Below are 19,372 nucleotides of genomic sequence, written 5' to 3'. Positions count from 1 at the left end.
CGAGGTACCACGCCTCGGCGTCCTTGCTCCTGCCCACCCAGCTGGTGTTCAACATCGGCTTCTACGCGGTCGTCCCGTTCTTCGCCCTCGTCATGAGCGAGGACCTTGGTCTTGGTGCCGCCGCGATCGGCCTCGTTCTTGGGGCGCGGACCTTCAGTCAGCAGGGCATGTTCCTCCTCGGCGGGGTCATCGCCGACCGTTGGGGGCCGCGCCGCAGCATCCTGACCGGCTGCATTATCCGCGCCGCCGGCTACTTCGGGCTCGCAACGTCCGAGACCTTCTGGCCCTTCCTGCTGAGCGCCGTGCTCACCGGCATCGGGGGCGCTTTCTTCTCACCGGCCGTCGAGGGTCTCATCGGCGCCCTCGACCGCGCCCGGAGCGCAGTTACCGCTCAAGGCACGGAAGCGAAAGGCGCGCCGCGACGGAACCTGTTCGCCTTGCTCGTACTGTTCGGAGAGATCGGCGCTGTTACCGGACCCCTTGTCGGCATCGGGCTTCTACCCTTCGGCTTCCCGGTAGTCGCGGTATCGGCGGCGTGCCTGTTCCTCGCCGTCGGCGTCGCACTCTGGCTCCTCCTGCCGAGACACACTGCCGGGACGGGAACTGAGGCCGGAACGGGTGCCGGACCTGCGCCTGAGCGTGCGCAATCAGGGTCACGCAGTGCGTTTGCCTGTCTGCGGGATCGTCGTTTCGTCGCTTTCGCCGCGTTCTTCAGTATCAACCTGCTGGCCTACAACCAGCTGTACTTTGCGCTGCCCCTCGACCTTCAGGACAGCGGTTCTGGTGCAGGGATGCTGGCCGTGATGTTCGCCCTCGCCTCGGTCCTGACGATCGCGCTGCAGCTGCCGATGTCCGCTCTGGCGACCCGCCTCGGCCCAGCCGCTGCTCTACGTACGGGCTTCATCTGCATCGCGGCAGGGTTTGCGGCGATCGCCCTCCTCGGCAGTACCGGGATGCATCTTCTCCCAGGGCTTCCGCCGGTGAACGGACCGGTCGTTCTCGTCGTCCTCCTCAGCCTTGGGCACATGCTCGTCGGACCGGCGGGCATGCAGCAGGTCCACCGCTTTGCCGGTCAACAGCCACTGGGCGCCTACTACGGCCTCCTCACCAGCTGCGGGGGCATCGCCGTCCTGGTAGGCAACAGCCTGACCGGCGTCCTCCGCGACACCCTGGGCAGTCCCTCCGGCTGGGTCCTCCTGACCCTCCTGGCTTCCATCAGCGCGGCGCTTCTGCCCCGCTTCCTCCCCGCAGCTTTCACACGTCCAGCACCGCCTGCATGTTCCTCATCACCGGCTCTCCTACCTGTTCTTTCGCCCGTTCCCGATCAAAAGGTTCAACCATGACTCCCCGCCGTTCCCCTGCCCTTTTCGCCGTCGCCACTATCAGCTGCCTCGCACTGACGGGCTGCTTCTCATCAGGATCCCCCGAGTCAGCACCGGCCACCGGCAACAGCGGTGACGAGGCAGATGATCGGGTGTCCATCGCGATGCTGCAGCCGCCCCGCTCGGGCCTGACCCCGCTCAGCGATGATGCGTTCAAGCTCTCACGTTGGTCCACGGCCGAAACGCTCGTCGTCCTCGACGAGCTCGGGGAAGCGCAGCCGGCCCTGGCCTCGGAGTGGGAGCAGACTGCGCCGACGGAGTGGACGTTCACCGTCCGCGACGGTGTGAACTTCCACGACGGCACTCCGCTGACCGCCGAGGATGTCGCCCGGTCGCTGACCGCCGCCGCGCAGGCATCCCCTACTCCGCGCATCCTGGACGGCGTGGATCTGACGGCTGGCGCCAGCGACGAGATGACGGTGACCGTGACGACAGCGGTCGCGGACCCGCTCGTGCCGCAGCGCATGTCCAGCCCGCAGCTCTCCATCCTGGCCGCCAGCGCGTACGAGGGGGACGCCGTCGACCCGGTCGGTACCGGGACCGGCCCGTTCGTCCTGACCGCCGTCGACGGCACGTCGGGGGCGACGCTGGACCGCAACGAGGACTACTGGGGTGACGCCGCCGCAGCCGCGGGGATCGATGTTCAGTTCGTGCCCGACGGTACTGCCCGCGCGGCCGCCCTGAGAACCGGCACGGCCGACGTCGTGGAAGCGATCCCGGTGAGCCAGGTCGCGCAGATCGATGAGGACCTTGTGTTCGAGGTGCCGATGCCGCGCACGAACACCCTGTACCTGAACACGAAGTCGGGGCCGTTCGCGGACCCCGCCGTGCGCGCCGCGGCACGGGAGGCCATCGACCGGGCGACGATCGTCTCGAACGTGTACGAGGGCCGGGCGGACATCGCCGAAGGCCTCCTCGGGCCGGCACTGCCGTGGGCGGCGGAGGAACGCGACGATGATTATCTGGCCGTCCTCGAGGACCGGCCCGAGCCGGCGCCGGTGGACGGCGTGCGGATCACCCTGGGCACGTTCACGGACCGTGCGGAACTTCCCGAGGTCGCCGTGCAGCTCGAGCAGCAGCTCGAAGCGGCCGGTTTCGTCGTCGAACAGGACGTGCGCGAGTACCAGTTCATCGAGGCCGACGCCCTCGATGGTGCGTTCGACGCATTCATCCTGTCCCGTGCCACGGTCCTCGATTCCGGAGATCCGGTGGCCTATATGTACAGCGACTTCGCCTGCGAAGGATCGTTCAACATCGCCCAGTTCTGCGACCCTGCCGTCGATGAGGCGTTGAAGACGGCGGCGGCGCTGCCGGCAGGTGCCGAACGACGGGACGCGATGATCGCCGCCGAAGCGGAGATCCTTGCCCGGGACGCTGCGATCCCGCTGCTGCACGAGCGCGTCATCCAGGGCGAAGCGGCCGGCGTGGACGGCGCGGCACGAGACCCCCGTGAACGGACGCTGATCACCGGCGACACCCACGTCGAACAGTGACACGTTTCCCTACCACGGCATTTCCTGCCGGTGCCGTCCTGGTGGGCCTGTCACGGGCGGGAGCCCTGCTGGTCGTCGTGATGGTGATCGGGATGCTGCCCTGGCTGTCCGGGCAGAGCCCGGAATACACGGTCCTTCGCGCCCGCTACGCCGACCTGGAGGCAACCCCTGAATCCTTGGCGATGGTCCGGGCCGAGCTCGGGCTGGACCGGGGTCCACTAGTGGTCTTTCTTGAATGGTTCTCCGGGATCCTCACCGGGGACTTCGGCCGCTCCTGGATCTCCAACTCCCCCGTCCTGCCCGGAACACTCGGCGCCCTCAGCGTCTCTGTGACACTCATGCTCTGCGCCGGGACGGTCGCACTGCTGCTCGCCTGCCTGTTCTCCCTGCCAGCGCTCCTGCGCACCTCCAGGGGTGAACGACGGCGGGGAGCCGGTCTGCTCGCCACAACAGCGGTGTCTCTCCCCGAGTTCCTGCTGGCGTCTCTGTTGCTGGTACTCGGTACAGTTTGGCTCGGATGGTTTCCGCCGTCGGGGTGGCTGGGACTGCATTACGCGGTCCTGCCCGCCCTGGCCATGGGCCTGCCCGCTGGAGGGTTGATGGGCAAACTCCTGGCCGACGCCATCAGCTCCGCCGGGGACGAGCAGTGGGTGTCCGCGTGGCTGTCCGCTCGTTTCTCACGCAGTCAGATTGCCGTCGGGCTCCTGCGGCGGGCGCTGCCGACGGTCTCCAGCCAGGCAGCGCTGGTCATCGTCGGGCTCACCGGCGGTGCCGTCGCGGTGGAGCGGGTCTTCGCCATCCCGGGCATCGGACGGGCAACCCTCGGTGCTGCCACGGCGCAGGACATCCCCGTGCTGCAGGCCGGGGTCCTCGCTCTTCTCGTCCTGGCGATCCTCTCCGGGATGGTTGCGGCGCTGATCCGCCAGGTGCTGCTCGGTCCTGCCGGGCGTCTGGGCATCGTGCCCGTCGCCGTCGCGCCTCCCGCGTGCCGTCGCCGGGACCTCGCCGTACCCCTGGGAGCGGCAACACTCCTCGGGCTGATCACTGTTGCCGGGGTCTTGCGTGACCCTTTCATCTCAGCCCACCCGCGTCTGGCAGCCCCGAGCTGGGCCCTGCCCTTCGGTGCGGACGCCAGCGGGCGGGACCTGCTCGCCCGCGTCGGACACGGCACCGTGTCCACCGTGGGCACCGCCCTCGTCGTGGTCCTGGTGTCCCTGCTGATCGGCATCCTGATCGGGTCCCTGCCACGCCTGGGAACAGGGCCGCTCGAGGTCGCCAACGCCGCCCCACCCGTGATCACCGGGATCATCGTCGCCGCGATCTCCGGTGCATCCATCGGAGGCGCCGCCCTCGCCGTGGCGCTGGTGAGTTGGGCGCCCTTGGCAGCCCACACCTCGGCCCTGACCCTGCAGGCCCGGAGCCTGCCGTTCGTCGCCGTCCTCCCGGTCCTCGGCGTGGGACGCGCCCGCATCCTGACCCGGCACATCCTCCCGCACATCATCGGACCCCTGGTCCGGCACGCCATGCTCCGCCTCCCCGGAACCGCCCTCGCCCTGGCAGCACTCGGCTTCCTCGGCCTCGGCGCCAACCCGCCCAGCCCCGACTGGGGACTCGTCCTCTCCGAAGGCATGGCCTACGTCGAACGCGCCCCCTGGGCCGTCTTCGCACCGGCATCAGCGCTGATCCTCGCCTCCGTCCTGGCCGTCTCCGCCTCAGGGCTCACCCTCCCCGCAAAGCCCCGTCGCCGGAAGAAGAACATCATTGAGGAAGACGCACCAGTAGCGGCCTGATGACACTCAGCTCGAACAGGTAGCGGAGCTGTTCAAGGCACTCAGCACGGTGTTCCGGCTGACCGTCATGCGGAGCACGATGGCCACTACGACGAGCACTAGGACACCCCGGTCCGCCTCGGACTGCGATCGCACCTACATGGCCCTGGGCGCGCTGGTGCAAGCACGGCGCGGAGATGAGTACGCCTCCTCGGGAACGGGCGACGGCCACTGCAGGATCAGTGCCACCGCACATGCGGGTCAGTGCGGCGCATGCCGCCCAAATCCAAGGCAACACCGGCCGACTACCCACACCCCGATCAGCCACGCCTAACGACATCGGCGATACCGTCGCTCGCCTCGTGGACGAACTGGAATCCGAACACGACCAGCCGGTGCAATCCTCCATCGGCATCACCTTTCCAGGCATCGTTCAGCACGGCACCTCAGGGGTTGCTGTTGCCACTAATAGTTAGTACGCTAAACGAGCAGAGTCGGCTCCCGGCACTCCTGCCTGGGGGCCGAAGGTTGACTAATTGTTGGTGGCCCGAGTATCGGCGCTGCTTCGTTCTAAGGAATTCTCATGGCTCAGAAGCCGTCGTTCACGAGCCGATTCATGAATGCCACCGGCAAGCTGCGGATGTTCTTCGGCCCCGCAGCCCGTGGGACCACCGCGGGCGAGATTGTGTACCGCGACGATGCCGCCCAATCAAGGCGGCAGCAGGAGCTGCAGCAATGGGACGTCGTCCGCAACGCTGACGGATCCTCGTACCTCAGCCCCCGTAAGCCCCAGGGATGACCGGCATGACAGATACAACAGAGACTGCCCACGACGCAGGACCTCAGGGTTCCCGTACATCTGAACCAGATGATCTGTTGCTGGAGCGCCAACTGTGCTTCGCCCTCTCGGTCGCGTCCCGCAGCGTCGTGAACGCCTACCGGCCTGTGCTGCAGGAGTTGGACCTGACGCATCCGCAGTACCTGGTGATGCTTGCCCTGTGGGAACGCAGCCCGCGGACGGTGAAATCTCTCAGTGAAGAGCTACTCATGGAATCAGCCACCCTGTCACCGATGCTCAAGCGCCTCGAAGCGCTCGGTTACATCACCCGCCAGCGCGTCGAAGGTAACGAACGCGCCCTGAACGTCGAACTGACCCCGGCTGGCACCACGTTGCGTGAACGTGCCCTTTCGGTCCCGGGAACCATGATGGAACGACTTCACCTGACACGCGACAAAGTCGCCGAACTCAACCGCGCCATGCGCGCCCTCATCGACGCCACCACTCTGAACTGAGCCCATGCTGATGGTGGGGGTGACTCCGTACGGACCTGGGCTGATCCCGACCGAAGGCCGGGACTGATCCCGGATCGGGTTCACACCGTGGAACCCTGCCCTACCCGCTTACCCCGCCTGTCCCCGCCTACTGCTCCTGGGGCGCGTCGTGGGCATCATCGTAGGCGTCCCGGGCATCGAGGATCGCGGAGACATTCTGTTCTGCCCAGTCCCGCACCGCATCCAGCGGACCCAGTAAGGTCTGCCCGAGCGTCGTGAGCTCGTACTCGACCCGCGGTGGGACCTGGGCGTACACCCGGCGCGTCAGAAGCCCGTCCCGCTCGAGTGTCCGAAGAGTCTGCGTCAGCACCTTCGGGGTGACATTCTGCACCGCGGAGCGGATTACAGAGAACCTTTGGGGGCCGTGCTTGAGGACCTGGAAGACCAGCGTCGTCCACTTGTCCCCGATCCGCTGCAGGACCACCCGTGACGGGCACTCCAGATTCAGCACGTCGAAGACGGCTTCGACCTGACGGTCACCCATAGTATCCATACGGATAGTATGGCACGTTGAGGTACTCAGTATTCAGAAGATACTTTCGTTGATGGCGGGACATCCCGCTCGACGGATCAGAAGCTGCAACCACCTTCTTCAGAAAGTAGGACCCATGTCCAAGGTCATCGTCTTCGGCGCCACCGGCTATGCCGGTAACCACATCACCAGCGAACTCGTCTCCCGCGGCCACGACGTGCAGGGGGTCGCCCGCCGCCAGCCGGAGACCGCTTCGGAGGGCGTCTCCTTCATCAGCGGGTCAGTGCACGACGCTGGTGCGGTCCGCACCCTCGTCAACGGCGCGGACGTCGTCGTCCTGTCGCTGCCGGCCCGCACCCCCGAGGACGGCGGACCCCGCCTCATCGACTCCCTGCCCGCGGTCATCGACGCCGTCATCGCCGCCGGAGCACGCCTGGGCGTCGTCGGCGGCGCCGGATCGCTCCAGGCCTACGAGGGCGGACCACTCGTCGTGGACCTCGACACCTTCCCCGCCGCAGCCCTCCCCGAGGCCCGGAATCACGAAGAAGTCCTCCAGGCACTGCGCGAAGCACCGGCTGAACTGGACTGGTTCTACCTCAGCCCCGCCGGCGGCTTCGGCGCCTGGGCGCCGGGAGAGCGCACCGGCGAGTTCCGTCTCGGCGGAGACATCCTGCTCACTGATGAGGCCGGGCAGTCGAACATCTCCGGCGCAGACTACGCAATCGCGTTCATTGACGAGATCGAGCGGCCCGCACACTCCCGCCAGCGCTACTCCGTCGCCTACTAGGACGACGCCAACCAGGACCAGGCCCCGCGCCTTACCTATCCAGCCCACCGGGTAACCGGGGTGGCCCGCCTCTATGGGCAACCGCGGCTACCTGCATCTCACCCAGCCCTGTTCCGGGCTCGACGATACTCCGCCTCCTCGTGCCACCGGCCCGAAGCCCGCACGCCGGGCGCACCCTTCCGACCCTTCCTGGCTGCCTGCCCACCCGACTCGTAACGAGGTCCCACTGTGCACGTATCCCGCCTGACCTATGCCTTCGACGCCTACTGCGGCTGGTGCTACGGCTTCGCCCCAGCACTGCACCAGTTCGCCAGAGACAACGCACACCGCATCGACCTCACGGTCCTCTCCGGTGGACTGTTCGTAGGAAGCGCCGACAACATCCTCTCCGGCCACGCCGCAGCCTCGATCTCCGCCTACCCCCACATCCCTGCAGCGAACGCCCGGATCAGCGCCCTGACCGGAGTGGAATTCGGGGAAGGCTACCTCGAGGTACTCCGTGAAGGCACCCTCGTCATGGACTCCACCGACGCCGCAACCGGGTTGCTGGCACTGACCCGACAAGATCCCACCCGGACCCTCGAAGCAGCCGGCGCCATGCAGGACGCCTGGTACACCCACGGATCCAGCCTGTCCGAGCCAGCAACCTACGCCCGCATCGCCGCCACCCTGGGCCTGGACGTCGAAGCAGTTACAGCAGCCCTGGCAGACCCCACCCTGCGAACAGTCGCTCAAGCCCAGTTCGAGGAAGTCGCCCAACTCGGCGTCCACGCCTACCCCACCCTGCTCCTCCATACCCCCGAAGGACCCAGGAAACTCGGAGGCCCGACTTCAAGCGCTGCCGCCCTCGCCGAAGCCCTCGACACTCTCACGGGGACCTGACCGCCTTGGACCCACCCGTATACCCGCACCCACGCCATCGGGAGTACCCAACAGCACGCCCCGCCAACCACCGCACATAAAACCGGCCACCCTGGCTGAAAGGCGAGCCTTGGCCTGGGTCGGCATGGACCCATACCCGGGAGACGCTCGGCATCCCTTCCCCGTGATCTGGTGGGTTGGTACGTTGCTCTGATGAAAGCGAAAGCAGTGACTGTCGGAATACCAGTCCGTGATCTGGAGTCAGCCGTTACCTGGTACACATCAGCGTTCAAGCTTGGGCAGCCTGCACCGATTCCCCTTGAAGGGTTGGTCGAGTTCGACCTCGGCCCTTTTTGGCTTCAGCTTGCGTTGGCTCCTCAACTCGCTGGGAAAGAGGGCATATCAGTCAACATCAGCGTGGAAGATGCAGTGAGGGAGCATGCAAGTTTCACCGAACTTGGTCTCGATGTCACTGAACTGCAGCGTTTCGAAGACGTTGTCGAGTTCTTCGAACTCACCGACATGGACGGTAACAAGATCGGCTTCGTGACAGAGTTGGGTTGAAGCAGAACCTTCTTCCCAGCGTCCGTAGAGCGATCCCTACCGCACCCTACTTAGTGCTCCTCTCTAGGAGGATGGGGACATGGGGAAGTTCATGTGCGTCCTGGCCGACAACATTCTCAGTACCCTCGGTCCTGAAGGTCGGATGGTGGCGATTGACGGTGTCGATGGCAGCGGAAAGACGTCGTTCACGGCCAAGCTAGCGGCGGAGATTCATTACCGTCCCGTGGTGATCATCCACGCAGATGATTTCCTCAACCCCTCGCGCGTCAGGCACGCCCGGGGCCGGCACTCACCGGAAGGATTCTGGAAAGACACGTACAACTACCCGGCCTTTCACCAGTACGTGCTCACACCGCTGGGGCTGAAGGGAGATGGCTGGTACTCGCCGGCTTCCTACGACCCAGTGACGGACCAACCGGCCACGGCGGCGTTCCTTCATGCCCCACCGGAGGCGCTGGTCCTAGTGGAGGGCATGTTCCTGCACCGCGACGAAGTCACCGCTTCCTGGGATGCCTCGGTATACCTCGATGTTCCCTTCACTGTGACCGCTGCGCGAATGGCGACCCGGGATGGCAGCAACCCTGACCCGGAACACCCGACGATGCGCCGGTATGTCCACGGCCAGCACCTCTACTTCGAAGCCGCACGACCCTGGGAGCGAGCGACCTTCGTCATCGACAACAGCGACTTCGCCGCACCCAAAGTCATCCGCCCCGTCGCCGCACCGACAGACTGCTGAGAGATCCCTTACCGGGAACAGCGCACTACAAGTGCTGATCTTGCAGGGAGCGGATGTAGGCCGCATTGCCGGTGATTGCTGGCTTGTACCGCTCGATGTCGGCAGTGCGGACGAAGTTCACCACCAGGTCAAGCAATGCCGCGACGGATTCATCTGATCGACCTGCTGCCTGCAGGGTGATGGCTTCGAAGGTGCCTAGTGCCGGGGAGTCAGGAAACGCAGCACGAGCTGCCCTGAAGACCTCGAGCGAATTCTCGTACTCGCCCAAATTTCTCAGCGTTGACCCATACTGGACATAGCACCGGCGCAGCAGATCACCGTCGAGCCCGGCAGCGAGAGCCTTCTCGTAGAACCCCCGCGCGACGTCTTCCTGTCCCGCGGTATCGTAGGCCCCACCGACTTCGTAGAGCACCCGCGCGTTCTTGGGATACGAAGCATAGTAGGGAAGCAGAGCTTCAATGGTTGGCTGCATGTTCTCGTGGTCCCGACGCTCGAAGATCAGGTCGAGTTCATTATCCAAAGTCATTGCGCTACTTTCGCATATAAGACTTATCCGGTGTTCATATACCGATCGGCTTGCGTGCACGCTAGGGAAACTGACGCGGCCTCCCTGGTGCATGGATACACGCATAGGGCACTTTTTGCCCATTCGCATCGTGCGGGTCAACGTGCGTTGGCTGGAGTTGCACCAACCTGCGTTGCACTTGCGGCCTAAGCACAAGCGGTGATGGGCGGCTGTATGCAGCCCATCGATATCGCTCACCTGGGCGCCGCCCCAAGCCCTCACTCGCACCGCGAGCTATCCACTCCTCAGTACATGAAGGCGTTTCTTTCGGCCGTGGAGCTACGGAGTAGACCTGCAACTCGAGATAGTCGAGACACGCTAAGAACTGAATACCAGGCGGCGACTCCCCTGAAGTGTGAGCGGTCGGACTCCACACCGTTCATCAGACCGTCCCGAGCGAGAGCGTCAAGCGGTATAGGTGTACGAGCCGCCGGTGACCGGGCTGGGCGCCTCGGTAGTGACGTAGTCTCCAGTGAGCGCGGACGCAGACGGGCAGGACGTGTAGGTGCCTGCGGTGATTTGGTTTCGCCGGGTCGTGCGCGCGGTAGTGACATAGCTCCCACCCAGCGAGGCAGGGATGAAGTGGTTCCGGGGAGCGGGGCGGACATTTGACGGGCTAGTCCGGGTGGTGGAATTGATGACAGTCATGTGTTTTCCTTCGTCGTTAGATCCGGGCATGACGGCATGACGGCAGAAGGCGCCTGCCCGGAAGGAGAACGCTGAACCGGGTTTCGGTCAGCGGTCGATTGCTGAGTGGTTTGTTGTGAGTGTTAGTGGTCGTCGTTGGTCGACGAAGTAGTACGGCATTGCTCGCACAGGCCGTTGAACGTCACCTCGGCGGCGAAGACCGTGAAGCCTGCATCATCGGATGGCTGCAGGCAGGGAGCTTCCCCGATGACGCAGTCGACGTCCCTGACAGTCGCACACCTGATGCAGACGAGATGGTGGTGGTTGTCCCCAACCCTGCACTCGAACAGGGCCGGCGATCCCGGGGGATCGAACCGGCGCACCAGCCCGGCTCCCGTGAAGGCAGCAAGGATCCCGTACACCGCCTGCGGGGAAGTGCTGGAAAGCTCGTCCTTCACGCCGTCGAAAACGCGCTCCGCACTCGAGTGTGGGAGCTGCTGCAGCGTGCGCAGCACGGCGACCCGGGGTCCCGTCACCTTCAGTCCCGATGCACGGATCATCTGCCGTAGCAGATCCGTGCCGGGGAGGGAAGTAGGTGCGGTACGCATGGTCAACACTGTACCGTTTGTTTTGACCTACTCAAAACAAGCCGTTGTAAGTCCGCCGTGAGGAGCGCCCCATGACCGATGTCGCCAGCCAGCCGCCCGCCGAAGGGGACGACCGCCCTGTCCTGACCAACCGCCAGGGCCACCAGGTCTACGACAACCAGAATTCTCGGACCGTCGGCGCCCGCGGCCCGGCCACCCTCGAGAACTATCAGTTCCTCGAGAAGATCACCCACTTCGACCGCGAACGCATCCCGGAACGCGTGGTCCACGCCCGCGGATTCGTCGCCTATGGCGACTTCGAGGCGACGGGCATGGTCGGCGACGAACCGATCGCCACTTACACCCGGGCCAGGCTCTTCTCGGAGCCGGGCAAGAAGACCGACGTCGCCATCCGCTTCTCGTCGGTCATCGGCGGCCGGGACTCCTCCGAAGCTGCCCGCGATCCCCGCGGCTTCGCCGTGAAGTTCTACACGGAGGACGGCAACTGGGACCTGGTGGGCAACAACCTCGCCGTGTTCTTCATCCGCGATGCCATCAAGTTCCCCGACGTCATCCACTCGCTCAAGCCGGACCCATCACGTTCAGGCAGGAACCGGCGCGCATCTTCGACTTCATGTCGCAGACCCCCGAGGCGATGCACATGCTCGTGAACCTCTTCAGCCCCCGCGGCATCCCGGCCGACTACCGCCACATGCAGGGTTTCGGCGTCAACACCTACAAGTGGGTCAACGCCGACGGCGACACCAAGCTCGTGAAGTACACGTGGCAGCCGCAGCAGGGCGTGAAGAGCCTGACCGAGGAGGACGCGGCCAACATCCAGGCGACGGACCTCGGCCACGCGTCGAAGGACCTGTTCGAGGCGATCGAGCGCGGCGACTACCCGAAGTGGGATCTGTATGTGCAGCTGATGGACGACGGCGACCACCCGGAGCTCGATTTCGACCCTCTCGACGACACGAAGACCTGGCCGGAGCAGGACTTCGTGCCGAAGCTGATCGGCACCATGACGCTGAACAGGAACGTCTCGGATCACCACAACGAGAACGAGCAAATTTCCTTCGGTACGGGCGTCCTCGTGGACGGCCTCGATTTCTCTGACGACAAGATGCTCGTGGGCCGCACGTTCAGCTACAGCGACGCTCAGCGCTACCGCGTGGGCCCGAACTACCTCCAGCTGCCCGTCAACTCGGCGAAGCACGCGCCCGTGCACACCAACCAGAGCGGCGGGCAGATGTCCTACGCGAGGGACCTGGCGCCCGGGCAGAACCCCCACGTCAACTACGAGCCCTCGATCACCGGTGGTCTCCGCGAGGGCGAGTACCCCACGCATGATGATCAGGGGCCCGAGATCCACGGGCGGCTGACACGCAAGCGCATCCCGCTCACCAATGACTACCTCCAGGCGGGCCAGCGCTACCAGTTGTTGGAGCAGTGGGAGAAGGACGATCTCGTAGGCAACTTCGTCACGCTCATCGGGCAGGCGGCACGCGCTGTGCAGGAGCGCATGGTCTGGCACTTCTACCTCGTCGACGACGAACTGGGAGCCCGCGTCGGTGCAGGTCTGGGCATCGGTCTCGACGAGATCAAGGACCTGCCGCCCCTCGCCAGCCAGACCCTGTCCGACGACGAGCTGGATCGCCTGCAGAACCTGGGCAACAACGGCCCGCGCGATGTCGAGGGACTCACCATGACGCACTGCGTGCCCAACGAGCACGTGGTCGTCACGCGCTAGCCATCCCTCCCCGCTTCAGTGGTTTTCAACCCCAAAGGAGCCCATAGGCACTTCTACGTCCAGCAACTTACCAATGAGATCGCCCCCGGCGAGCCGGATCCCGTTACTGCCAATGCCCTTCAGGAGGGCTTGAGTGGGCAATTCCCCCGCCACCACTGCTCCTCCTCTGTATTGCTGCCATGTCTCATAAGTAATGTGGAATTTTCGCAACAGAGGAGTCAGTTGCGAGACAGTTTCAGGGGCTACCAACGTGACGGAGTGGCATGGGCAACGTAACAGAGTCCACGAGGGGGCCGACGCGCGCCCAGGACACGGATCGGTAGGTCGCAGACATACTTGCCGCCAGAGTGCCGCGATGATCTCTACGTCAATCACGGGGTGAGGGGCGCCCATGCTCAGCGCCCGCACCCGCGCACCAGATGACCCCGACGCAACTTTCCAGGCTCGTAGTCGACCGAGCAAAGCGGCCTCGACGCGGTCGACACTGTTTCCTCTCGCTGATAGGGCATTAGCCAGGAAGTGCCCTACTACGATGCCTTTGGTGTCCAGGAAACGGTGATGGTCACGCCCGGTTCCGAGTCCTGCACGTACAGGTGTAGATCCTCCTCCAGCAAAGCCTCGTGCTCCACGGCATCACCAGCAGCGTCAGCCATATCCGCCGGCCGGGAAATGGCTCGCGCCATGGCTCGACCCCAGTCCTGGGGGTGCTTACTCGTTGACGGTTCAGTGACACTGAACTTCCGGTCGGGCGCAGCCATGATTCGGCGTCTCCTTACGTTCATATTCGCTGAGGCGAGAAAGGTGCGGGAGCTTCAGCCACCGGCGTCGATGGCGGATTTCAGGTCCCGCGCGGTTGCCACCAGCTCGTCCTTGCTCATGCCGTGGTCCGCACCCCAATGTTGGGCGAGCTGTCGACTGAGCAACTCCGCTAAGGCCTCTGCTGTGGAGTGATCAGCTGCCGGACGGACATCACGGATCGCCCGCGTCAGGGCTTCAGGGAAGCCAATGCCTTCACGCTCACTCATCCACACCCCTCTGCTTGTAACCCGGTCGCTAGGACTCAGCCCTCATCATTGAGTCTGGGGGCGCAGTCCCAACGCTGCTTCTTGTTGCTCCAGTCTACGAGGTAGGGGAACAACGGATTCAGATGCGCGGACGGTAGTTGCCGGGCGCTCGGCGCTTTCGCTAGGTCAAGGCCTTCGAATACTGGTGGTGATCGTTTACGGGCGTGGACCGCGGCACTACCTTGAGAGCATCCGGGTGGAGCCTGTTGATCTCAGCACCGAACGGGCTTTCCCGGTATCTGTCCGAACCGGCCACAGCGCCCACCATCCTGGTGGGTCGTGCAAGGAGAAACCCACCATGGCACAGAACCTGAATCAGCCCGTCACTGATGACAGCATCAAAGTCCGCCAGCTCAGCCACTATCAATTCAGCTGGGTCGCCGGCGACCCAGGCCAGCCCGGATCCTGGACCCTGCAACTGGTCCTCGACCAGGGAGCCTGGGAGGAAGTCCTGACCCTCGACGCCGATGACGCCGATAATCTTCAGGACCTGCTCTCGTCGGCGGAGACTGTGTACTACGACGTCCAACGCCGGACCCTGATGTTCGGAACGACCAAAACCGGCCACCATTAGACCACGTAGGCCCGCTGGCATCCCAGTGGCTGACCAGAGTTACCAACCTGACAGGGAAGGGACGGGTTAGTGCCAGCCCCTTCCCTGCTCCCTAGCAGATCCAACAGGCAGTACAGCGTGGAAGACGTTTCGCGCTGGCGGCACCTCCTGTGTAGGGGCGGGTCTCCTAGTGTGTGGAACGCGCGGTGAGAGCCTCGTAGTGGGATGGTCGGCGATCCGGGTTCTCACTCATCGGGTGTAGGTGCGCCCGAAGCTCAGGGCCGCTGGTAGCCATCAGGGAAGTGTGATCAAACAACTCCGAGTGCAAGCATGGAGTCCGCGACCTTCACGAAGCCGCTAATATTGGCGCCTGCCACGTAGTCTCCCGGCACACCGTACTCCTCCGCGGTTGTCGCGCATCTGTCATGGATGCCCACCATGATTTCGGTGAGGCGTTGCTCGGTATACTCGAAGGTCCAGGAATCGCGGCTGGCGTTCTGCTGCATCTCCAGCGCCGATGTTGCAACACCGCCAGCGTTGGCAGCCTTTCCAGGACCGAACAGGACACCGGCCTGCTGGAAAGCTTCCACAGCCTGAGGGGTGCACGGCATGTTCGCCCCCTCTGCCACCGCCAGCACCTCGGAGCGGATGAGCGAGCCTGCTGCTGCTTCGTCGAGTTCATTCTGCGTGGCACATGGCAGTGCGACGGTTGCTCCCACATCCCAGATCGAGCCACCCGCTACGAAGTGAGCCCTGGAACCTCGACGCTGCGCGTAGTCGGAGATCCGTCCGCGCTCGTTCTCTTTTACCTCTCGCAGCAGGTTCACATCGATGCCAGTCTCGTCCACGACATATCCGGAGGAGTCCGAACAGGCCACGACGGTCGCACCGAAGTGCTGTGCTTTCGCGATGGCGTGGACAGCGACATTGCCCGACCCGGACACGATAACCCGCTGTTTCTCGAGGTCCAGTCCTCGCGCTCGAAGCATCTCACGGGCGAACAGGACCGCCCCGTACCCTGTTGCTTCCGGGCGGACCAGCGACCCACCCCAGCTGATCCCCTTGCCGGTCAGTACCCCGGACTCGTACCGGTTCGTGATCCTCTTGTACTGCCCGAACAGGTAACCGATCTCCCGTCCGCCGACTCCGATATCACCGGCCGGGACGTCCGTGTATTCGCCGATGTGCCGGTACAACTCCGTCATGAAGGACTGGCAGAACCGCATGATCTCCCCATCCGACTTACCCTTGGGGTCAAAGTCCGAGCCGCCCTTCCCCCCACCGATCGGCATCCCGGTGAGTGCGTTCTTGAAGACCTGCTCGAAACCGAGGAACTTCACGATCCCCAAGTACACGGAGGGGTGAAACCGCAAGCCGCCCTTGAAGGGCCCCAGCGCGGAGTTGAACTCCACCCGGAACCCTCGGTTGATCTGCACGTTCCCGGCGTCATCGACCCACGGAACCCGGAAGATGATTTGCCGCTCGGGTTCGCACAATCGCTCCAGTACCGCCGCATCGACGAACTCAGGGTGCTTCTTCAACACCGGCCCCAGCGAGTCGAACACCTCGACCACAGCCTGATGGAACTCCGTCTCACCCGGATTACGCCGAAACACCTGATCGCGCACGGCAGACAACGCCGAATCCATGACACCCACCGATCTCAACAATGGAACCTCTGAAGGACGAAGAACAAACACGTCCCCGGCCTATTTGCGGCACCGGCGACTGCAGGCCAGCAGGCCCTCAATGCACCGTACAGCGCGCAGTCCACTCAAGGCATCTACGAAGATGTTCATCCATAATCTGATCCGGTCCACGGCGAGATGCGACAACCCCCCGCTTGCTCAAGCGGGGAACGCTGACATGGACCTCAGCGCATGACGCGGGGGTGAAGGTAGACAGGGAGAGTCGACCTACCTCTACCGTCGTGGCACCACCCTTCTCCCGCAAGCCCGCGAGGTATGGCCGCTACCGCTTACTTCGAAAGGCCGCAACACCCGGGGTGCCCGCTTCGGATCAACCGTCCACGCCGTCCTGCACCACTCCACAGGAAACGTCATCGTCGCCCGCTAAGGGATTCGGGGTGGGCGGGCCGGCGCTCGAAGGCCACTGCCTATCTGAAAGTGCCTGAAGTCCGGTGAGGGCCGCATCGGCCCGCTGGTTGGAGAACCGAAATAACACCAGATGGGCACTTATATGTCCTCAAAGTTTACGGCCCCGGCGAGAACCATAGGGAAAAAGCTTTGGTGCGGAACTGACTGATAGAGGGTGCTCAAAGTTTGGTGGCTGGCAGCTGGTAGGACCCGCCTGAGCCCGGGAAGGCCAGCACGGCACTCCGTAAGAACGTCGCGGCCTGCTTACAGGTCACCAACTGCTGGGTGCTCCCGTCGGGGTCTTACATCGGGAGGGCTCCTGTCGCGGTGATTGCGGAGCGTCGCTGGTCAGGAGCAGAGGATACGGTGAGATCCGGGGAAAGAGAACCAGGCGCGCCTCGCGGCCCTCATGCGTGTTCAGTTGCAGACCTTGGGCAAGATCCTCGAGAAACTCGAACTCAAAGGACTGGTATCACGGTCACGGGACACCTCGGACGCACGTTCGATACGCACCCGCCTCACAAATCAAGGCCGGACAGTCCTAGACCGTATCAACCAGCTGCGCCGGACCGCAGCAGGATCAGGCATGCTGCCCGATCAAACATTCCGGAACCAGCTGATCGCCATCATCACCCGGCTCGGGCCCGCGACCGCCTGACAGGGGGTCCTCTGACAGGGCGCCGTCTGACAAGGGGCCGCGGTGGGCTCGCTCGGCAATCACGCCCCGGGACCGCCACGGTGCGTCACGGTGCGTCATGACGGATTGCCACCCATCCCGTAGGGCAGGCGTCGACCTGGCCGGCCCCGCATACCTCGATCACAGGAATGAGGTCCTCATGGAAGTTCAGGTCCAAAACGAGAACGAGCCCGTCCCGCAGCACAGCGAAATCGGTTCACTCGAAGAGGTCAGAACCACTTTGGCCGAGGACTGATGTTGGAAGCCAATCCCGGCATGGTCGTCGTTGGTGAAGCGTCCGACGGCGCGCAAGCAGTCAGCGCGGCCAGCCGGCTCCAGCCCGACATCGTACTGATGGATATTCGCATGCCAGGAATCGGCGGCATCGAAGCAACCCGACGCATCACCGGCCTCCATCCGGACATACGGGTCCTGGTCATCACCACCTACGACATCGACGAGTACGCTTTCGGGGCCCTTGAAGCCGGTGCGGCCGGCTTCCTCCTGAAAGACACCCGCCCAGAGGATCTTGTGACCGCGATACGCGCAATCCAATCCGGAGATGCCGCCGTGTCACCGCGCATCACCGCGAAACTCATCCAGATTGCAGCCCCGCACCTCCTCGTACGGCAGACCGTCGACGCTGATAGAGCGCTCACCGAGCTGACCGTCCGTGAACGGGAAATCTTCGTCCTCATCGGGCAAGGCGAGACGAACAGCGAGATCGCAGCAACGCTGTACCTCAGCGAGTCAACCGTCAAGGCAAACGTCGGACGGGTGCTGTCCAAGCTCCGCCTACGCAATCGAGTCGAAGCGGTCATCCGCGCCTACGAGATTGGTGTCGTCGGCCAGCAGGTCAACTGAACATGAATCACCCATGTCATTGCGCCAAAGCATGTGGGGCTCAACTGACGTTCCGGCTTTAGATAAGCCACTTGTGACTTAGTCAGGTACATCCGCAACCAAGAGGACTGTTGCGGGGCTGCTGAGGGTTCCGGTTCGTACGCGCTTTCGGATTTGACCTTGTACCTACTGGAGGCTTCATCGTTATCTACATGACTGAGCAACCCCTTTTGTCGATCGGGGACTTCACCCAGATGTCCTCACTGTCCGCCCAGACCTTGCGCTACTACCACCACCAAGGACTTCTGGTTCCAGCCGAGGTCGACGAGGACACCGGGTACCGCGGGTACACCTTCGATCAAACCCACCACGCACTTCTGATCGTGACTCTGCGCCGGGCCGCAGTAAGCATCCGTGACATCCGCAATATCCTGAACGACCCTGACCTACTACCCGCGGCACTCAGAGAGCACCAGGCAATGCTCGAACGTCAACGGAGCCACGAAGACCGCGCCATGGTTGAAGCCTGGCGACTCGCCAAAGGATGGCCGATTGCGGATATCCGGGACAGGGCTCCAAGCACAGCAATCACGAGGCAGATACCCGCCGAAACAGTCGAGCCGGACGACATAGTGGTACCGCAGCGGATACGCGCAGAAGCGGAGGCGCTGCACCGCGAACTCGTAGGCGCGGGCCTGGAAACCACCGGACTGCCCTGGTGCCGGTACGCACTCCACACATCCGAGGACAAAGCGAAAATGATGATGCCTCAAGGCCCGGACTGGATCGTTGCGGTAGACCTTCCTCGGGCCGAGGACGCCCCAAACCCGCTCCCGTCCAACCACGCCCTCCACAACTGCTCGAATCGCCGAGAACTCATCGTGCAGCTACCCGCCACCCCCACGATGGTGACTTATGCCGCTGCAATCGAATACCTGACCAGAGCATGCCGAGACCAGGACCTGGTGCCTGACTTCAATCAGCTCCGTTACGGCCTCGCGCCTACCCACGTCGAACTCGCCCTCACAATCACCCCACTTGATCAGATCGACCCGGTGGTTCCATCTGAGCGGTACCGACATCAGTCGAATCACCCCGGCCCTTCAGATACCTCGGAAAGCCCATGAAAGCGGTGCCCCGGTTGTGGGGACTGGGAAAAGAGCGATGTGGGAAGGTCCGGCCTGATCCAAGAGGAGAAGGCCAGCACTA

The 19,372-nt window shown here is 64.0% G+C and carries 19 protein-coding genes and 2 pseudogenes; 15 read left to right on the top strand and 6 right to left on the bottom strand.

The annotated features are described in order from the left end of the window. Positions 1 to 23: 23 nt before the first annotated feature. The 5 genes from ACX80F_RS03075 to ACX80F_RS03055 all read left to right on the top strand — a co-directional run bounded on the left by ACX80F_RS03075 (position 24) and on the right by ACX80F_RS03055 (position 5,937). Positions 24 to 1,343, top strand: coding sequence for an MFS transporter (locus ACX80F_RS03075; protein WP_459334898.1), 1,320 nt, complete (start codon positions 24 to 26; stop codon positions 1,341 to 1,343). Beyond that, positions 1,340 to 2,875 (top strand): ABC transporter substrate-binding protein, encoded by a 1,536-nt coding sequence (locus tag ACX80F_RS03070; protein WP_459334897.1) that lies wholly within the window; start codon positions 1,340 to 1,342, stop codon positions 2,873 to 2,875. The genes ACX80F_RS03075 and ACX80F_RS03070 overlap by 4 nt, the downstream gene beginning before the upstream one ends. Beyond that, complete coding sequence (locus ACX80F_RS03065; RefSeq protein ID WP_459334896.1) at positions 2,872 to 4,665, top strand: ABC transporter permease subunit; 1,794 nt, start codon at positions 2,872 to 2,874, stop codon at positions 4,663 to 4,665. Before ACX80F_RS03070 ends, ACX80F_RS03065 begins: the two co-directional genes overlap by 4 nt. A gap of 562 nt (positions 4,666 to 5,227) precedes the next feature. Further along, complete coding sequence (locus ACX80F_RS03060; RefSeq protein ID WP_459334895.1) at positions 5,228 to 5,443, top strand: hypothetical protein; 216 nt, start codon at positions 5,228 to 5,230, stop codon at positions 5,441 to 5,443. A gap of 5 nt (positions 5,444 to 5,448) precedes the next feature. Then, complete coding sequence (locus ACX80F_RS03055; RefSeq protein ID WP_459334894.1) at positions 5,449 to 5,937, top strand: MarR family winged helix-turn-helix transcriptional regulator; 489 nt, start codon at positions 5,449 to 5,451, stop codon at positions 5,935 to 5,937. 127 nt (positions 5,938 to 6,064) lie between these two features. Here the strand turns inward: ACX80F_RS03055 and ACX80F_RS03050 are convergent, their stop codons facing one another. Next, positions 6,065 to 6,469, bottom strand: a complete 405-nt coding sequence (locus ACX80F_RS03050; protein ID WP_459334893.1) for a winged helix-turn-helix transcriptional regulator — start codon at positions 6,467 to 6,469, stop codon at positions 6,065 to 6,067. A gap of 115 nt (positions 6,470 to 6,584) precedes the next feature. On the opposite strand from ACX80F_RS03050, the gene ACX80F_RS03045 reads away from it, so the two are divergent. The 4 genes from ACX80F_RS03045 to ACX80F_RS03030 all read left to right on the top strand — a co-directional run bounded on the left by ACX80F_RS03045 (position 6,585) and on the right by ACX80F_RS03030 (position 9,399). Then, positions 6,585 to 7,235: an NAD(P)-dependent oxidoreductase gene (locus ACX80F_RS03045; protein WP_459334892.1), complete on the top strand. Its 651-nt coding sequence runs from the start codon at positions 6,585 to 6,587 to the stop codon at positions 7,233 to 7,235. 228 nt (positions 7,236 to 7,463) lie between these two features. After that, positions 7,464 to 8,117: a DsbA family protein gene (locus ACX80F_RS03040; protein ID WP_459334891.1), complete on the top strand. Its 654-nt coding sequence runs from the start codon at positions 7,464 to 7,466 to the stop codon at positions 8,115 to 8,117. Between the two features lie 192 nt (positions 8,118 to 8,309). Next, complete coding sequence (locus ACX80F_RS03035; protein WP_459334890.1) at positions 8,310 to 8,660, top strand: VOC family protein; 351 nt, start codon at positions 8,310 to 8,312, stop codon at positions 8,658 to 8,660. 79 nt (positions 8,661 to 8,739) lie between these two features. Continuing rightward, positions 8,740 to 9,399 carry a nucleoside/nucleotide kinase family protein gene (locus ACX80F_RS03030; RefSeq protein ID WP_459334889.1) on the top strand — a complete coding sequence of 220 codons (660 nt, stop codon included), beginning with the start codon at positions 8,740 to 8,742 and terminating at the stop codon, positions 9,397 to 9,399. 25 nt (positions 9,400 to 9,424) lie between these two features. Here the strand turns inward: ACX80F_RS03030 and ACX80F_RS03025 are convergent, their stop codons facing one another. Next, a complete protein-coding gene (locus ACX80F_RS03025) occupies positions 9,425 to 9,925 on the bottom strand; it encodes a tetratricopeptide repeat protein (RefSeq protein ID WP_459334888.1) in 501 nt (166 codons plus the stop codon). 809 nt (positions 9,926 to 10,734) lie between these two features. Continuing rightward, the gene (locus ACX80F_RS03020; RefSeq protein WP_459334887.1) at positions 10,735 to 11,199 is read right to left on the bottom strand and encodes a Fur family transcriptional regulator; all 465 of its coding nucleotides are present in this window, start codon (positions 11,197 to 11,199) and stop codon (positions 10,735 to 10,737) included. 71 nt (positions 11,200 to 11,270) lie between these two features. On the opposite strand from ACX80F_RS03020, the pseudogene ACX80F_RS03015 reads away from it, so the two are divergent. Together ACX80F_RS03015 and ACX80F_RS03010 are read left to right on the top strand one after the other, a co-directional pair. Beyond that, positions 11,271 to 12,433: pseudogene (locus tag ACX80F_RS03015) on the top strand (catalase); the annotation flags it as partial. Continuing rightward, positions 12,431 to 12,931 carry a catalase-related domain-containing protein gene (locus ACX80F_RS03010; protein ID WP_459334951.1) on the top strand — a complete coding sequence of 167 codons (501 nt, stop codon included), beginning with the start codon at positions 12,431 to 12,433 and terminating at the stop codon, positions 12,929 to 12,931. The pseudogene ACX80F_RS03015 and the gene ACX80F_RS03010, both read left to right, overlap by 3 nt. Positions 12,932 to 13,458: 527 nt before the next feature. Here the strand turns inward: ACX80F_RS03010 and ACX80F_RS03005 are convergent. Next, complete coding sequence (locus ACX80F_RS03005) at positions 13,459 to 13,689, bottom strand: hypothetical protein (protein WP_459334886.1); 231 nt, start codon at positions 13,687 to 13,689, stop codon at positions 13,459 to 13,461. A gap of 54 nt (positions 13,690 to 13,743) precedes the next feature. Further along, positions 13,744 to 13,956 carry a hypothetical protein gene (locus ACX80F_RS03000; protein WP_459334885.1) on the bottom strand — a complete coding sequence of 71 codons (213 nt, stop codon included), beginning with the start codon at positions 13,954 to 13,956 and terminating at the stop codon, positions 13,744 to 13,746. A gap of 337 nt (positions 13,957 to 14,293) precedes the next feature. Here ACX80F_RS03000 and ACX80F_RS02995 point away from each other — a divergent pair, with 337 nt between their 5' ends. Continuing rightward, a complete protein-coding gene (locus ACX80F_RS02995) occupies positions 14,294 to 14,569 on the top strand; it encodes a hypothetical protein (RefSeq protein WP_104164482.1) in 276 nt (91 codons plus the stop codon). A gap of 287 nt (positions 14,570 to 14,856) precedes the next feature. On the opposite strand, the gene gdhA is transcribed toward ACX80F_RS02995, so the two are convergent. Continuing rightward, a complete protein-coding gene (gdhA, locus tag ACX80F_RS02990; RefSeq protein ID WP_459334884.1) occupies positions 14,857 to 16,197 on the bottom strand; it encodes an NADP-specific glutamate dehydrogenase in 1,341 nt (446 codons plus the stop codon). An 844-nt stretch (positions 16,198 to 17,041) separates the two neighbouring features. On the opposite strand from gdhA, the pseudogene ACX80F_RS02985 reads away from it, so the two are divergent. The 3 genes and pseudogenes from ACX80F_RS02985 to ACX80F_RS02975 all read left to right on the top strand — a co-directional run. Next, a pseudogene (locus ACX80F_RS02985) lies at positions 17,042 to 17,302 on the top strand (MarR family transcriptional regulator); the annotation flags it as partial. Between the two features lie 273 nt (positions 17,303 to 17,575). Beyond that, positions 17,576 to 18,184 (top strand): response regulator, encoded by a 609-nt coding sequence (locus ACX80F_RS02980; RefSeq protein WP_459334883.1) that lies wholly within the window; start codon positions 17,576 to 17,578, stop codon positions 18,182 to 18,184. Positions 18,185 to 18,375: 191 nt separating this feature from the next. Beyond that, the gene (locus ACX80F_RS02975; RefSeq protein WP_459334882.1) at positions 18,376 to 19,290 is read left to right on the top strand and encodes a MerR family transcriptional regulator; all 915 of its coding nucleotides are present in this window, start codon (positions 18,376 to 18,378) and stop codon (positions 19,288 to 19,290) included. The last annotated feature ends 82 nt before the right edge of the window (positions 19,291 to 19,372 follow it).

Source organism: Arthrobacter sp. TMS2-4 (genome assembly GCF_054511075.1).
The sequence above is the reverse complement of the archived record's forward strand: the minus strand, read 5'-3'. Positions and strand labels throughout refer to the sequence as shown.

Coding starts and splice junctions, on each gene's coding strand:
- ACX80F_RS03070 (WP_459334897.1), top strand. CDS start 1,340: ATGACTCCCCGCCGTTCCCCTGCCCTTTTCGCCGTCGCCACTATCAGC.
- ACX80F_RS03060 (WP_459334895.1), top strand. CDS start 5,228: ATGGCTCAGAAGCCGTCGTTCACGAGCCGATTCATGAATGCCACCGGC.
- ACX80F_RS03055 (WP_459334894.1), top strand. CDS start 5,449: ATGACAGATACAACAGAGACTGCCCACGACGCAGGACCTCAGGGTTCC.
- ACX80F_RS03050 (WP_459334893.1), bottom strand. CDS start 6,469: ATGGATACTATGGGTGACCGTCAGGTCGAAGCCGTCTTCGACGTGCTG.
- ACX80F_RS03045 (WP_459334892.1), top strand. CDS start 6,585: ATGTCCAAGGTCATCGTCTTCGGCGCCACCGGCTATGCCGGTAACCAC.
- ACX80F_RS03035 (WP_459334890.1), top strand. CDS start 8,310: ATGAAAGCGAAAGCAGTGACTGTCGGAATACCAGTCCGTGATCTGGAG.
- ACX80F_RS03030 (WP_459334889.1), top strand. CDS start 8,740: ATGGGGAAGTTCATGTGCGTCCTGGCCGACAACATTCTCAGTACCCTC.
- ACX80F_RS03025 (WP_459334888.1), bottom strand. CDS start 9,925: ATGACTTTGGATAATGAACTCGACCTGATCTTCGAGCGTCGGGACCAC.
- ACX80F_RS03020 (WP_459334887.1), bottom strand. CDS start 11,199: ATGCGTACCGCACCTACTTCCCTCCCCGGCACGGATCTGCTACGGCAG.
- ACX80F_RS03010 (WP_459334951.1), top strand. CDS start 12,431: ATGTCCTACGCGAGGGACCTGGCGCCCGGGCAGAACCCCCACGTCAAC.
- ACX80F_RS03005 (WP_459334886.1), bottom strand. CDS start 13,689: ATGGCTGCGCCCGACCGGAAGTTCAGTGTCACTGAACCGTCAACGAGT.
- ACX80F_RS03000 (WP_459334885.1), bottom strand. CDS start 13,956: ATGAGTGAGCGTGAAGGCATTGGCTTCCCTGAAGCCCTGACGCGGGCG.
- ACX80F_RS02995 (WP_104164482.1), top strand. CDS start 14,294: ATGGCACAGAACCTGAATCAGCCCGTCACTGATGACAGCATCAAAGTC.
- gdhA (WP_459334884.1), bottom strand. CDS start 16,197: ATGGATTCGGCGTTGTCTGCCGTGCGCGATCAGGTGTTTCGGCGTAAT.
- ACX80F_RS02980 (WP_459334883.1), top strand. CDS start 17,576: ATGTTGGAAGCCAATCCCGGCATGGTCGTCGTTGGTGAAGCGTCCGAC.
- ACX80F_RS02975 (WP_459334882.1), top strand. CDS start 18,376: ATGACTGAGCAACCCCTTTTGTCGATCGGGGACTTCACCCAGATGTCC.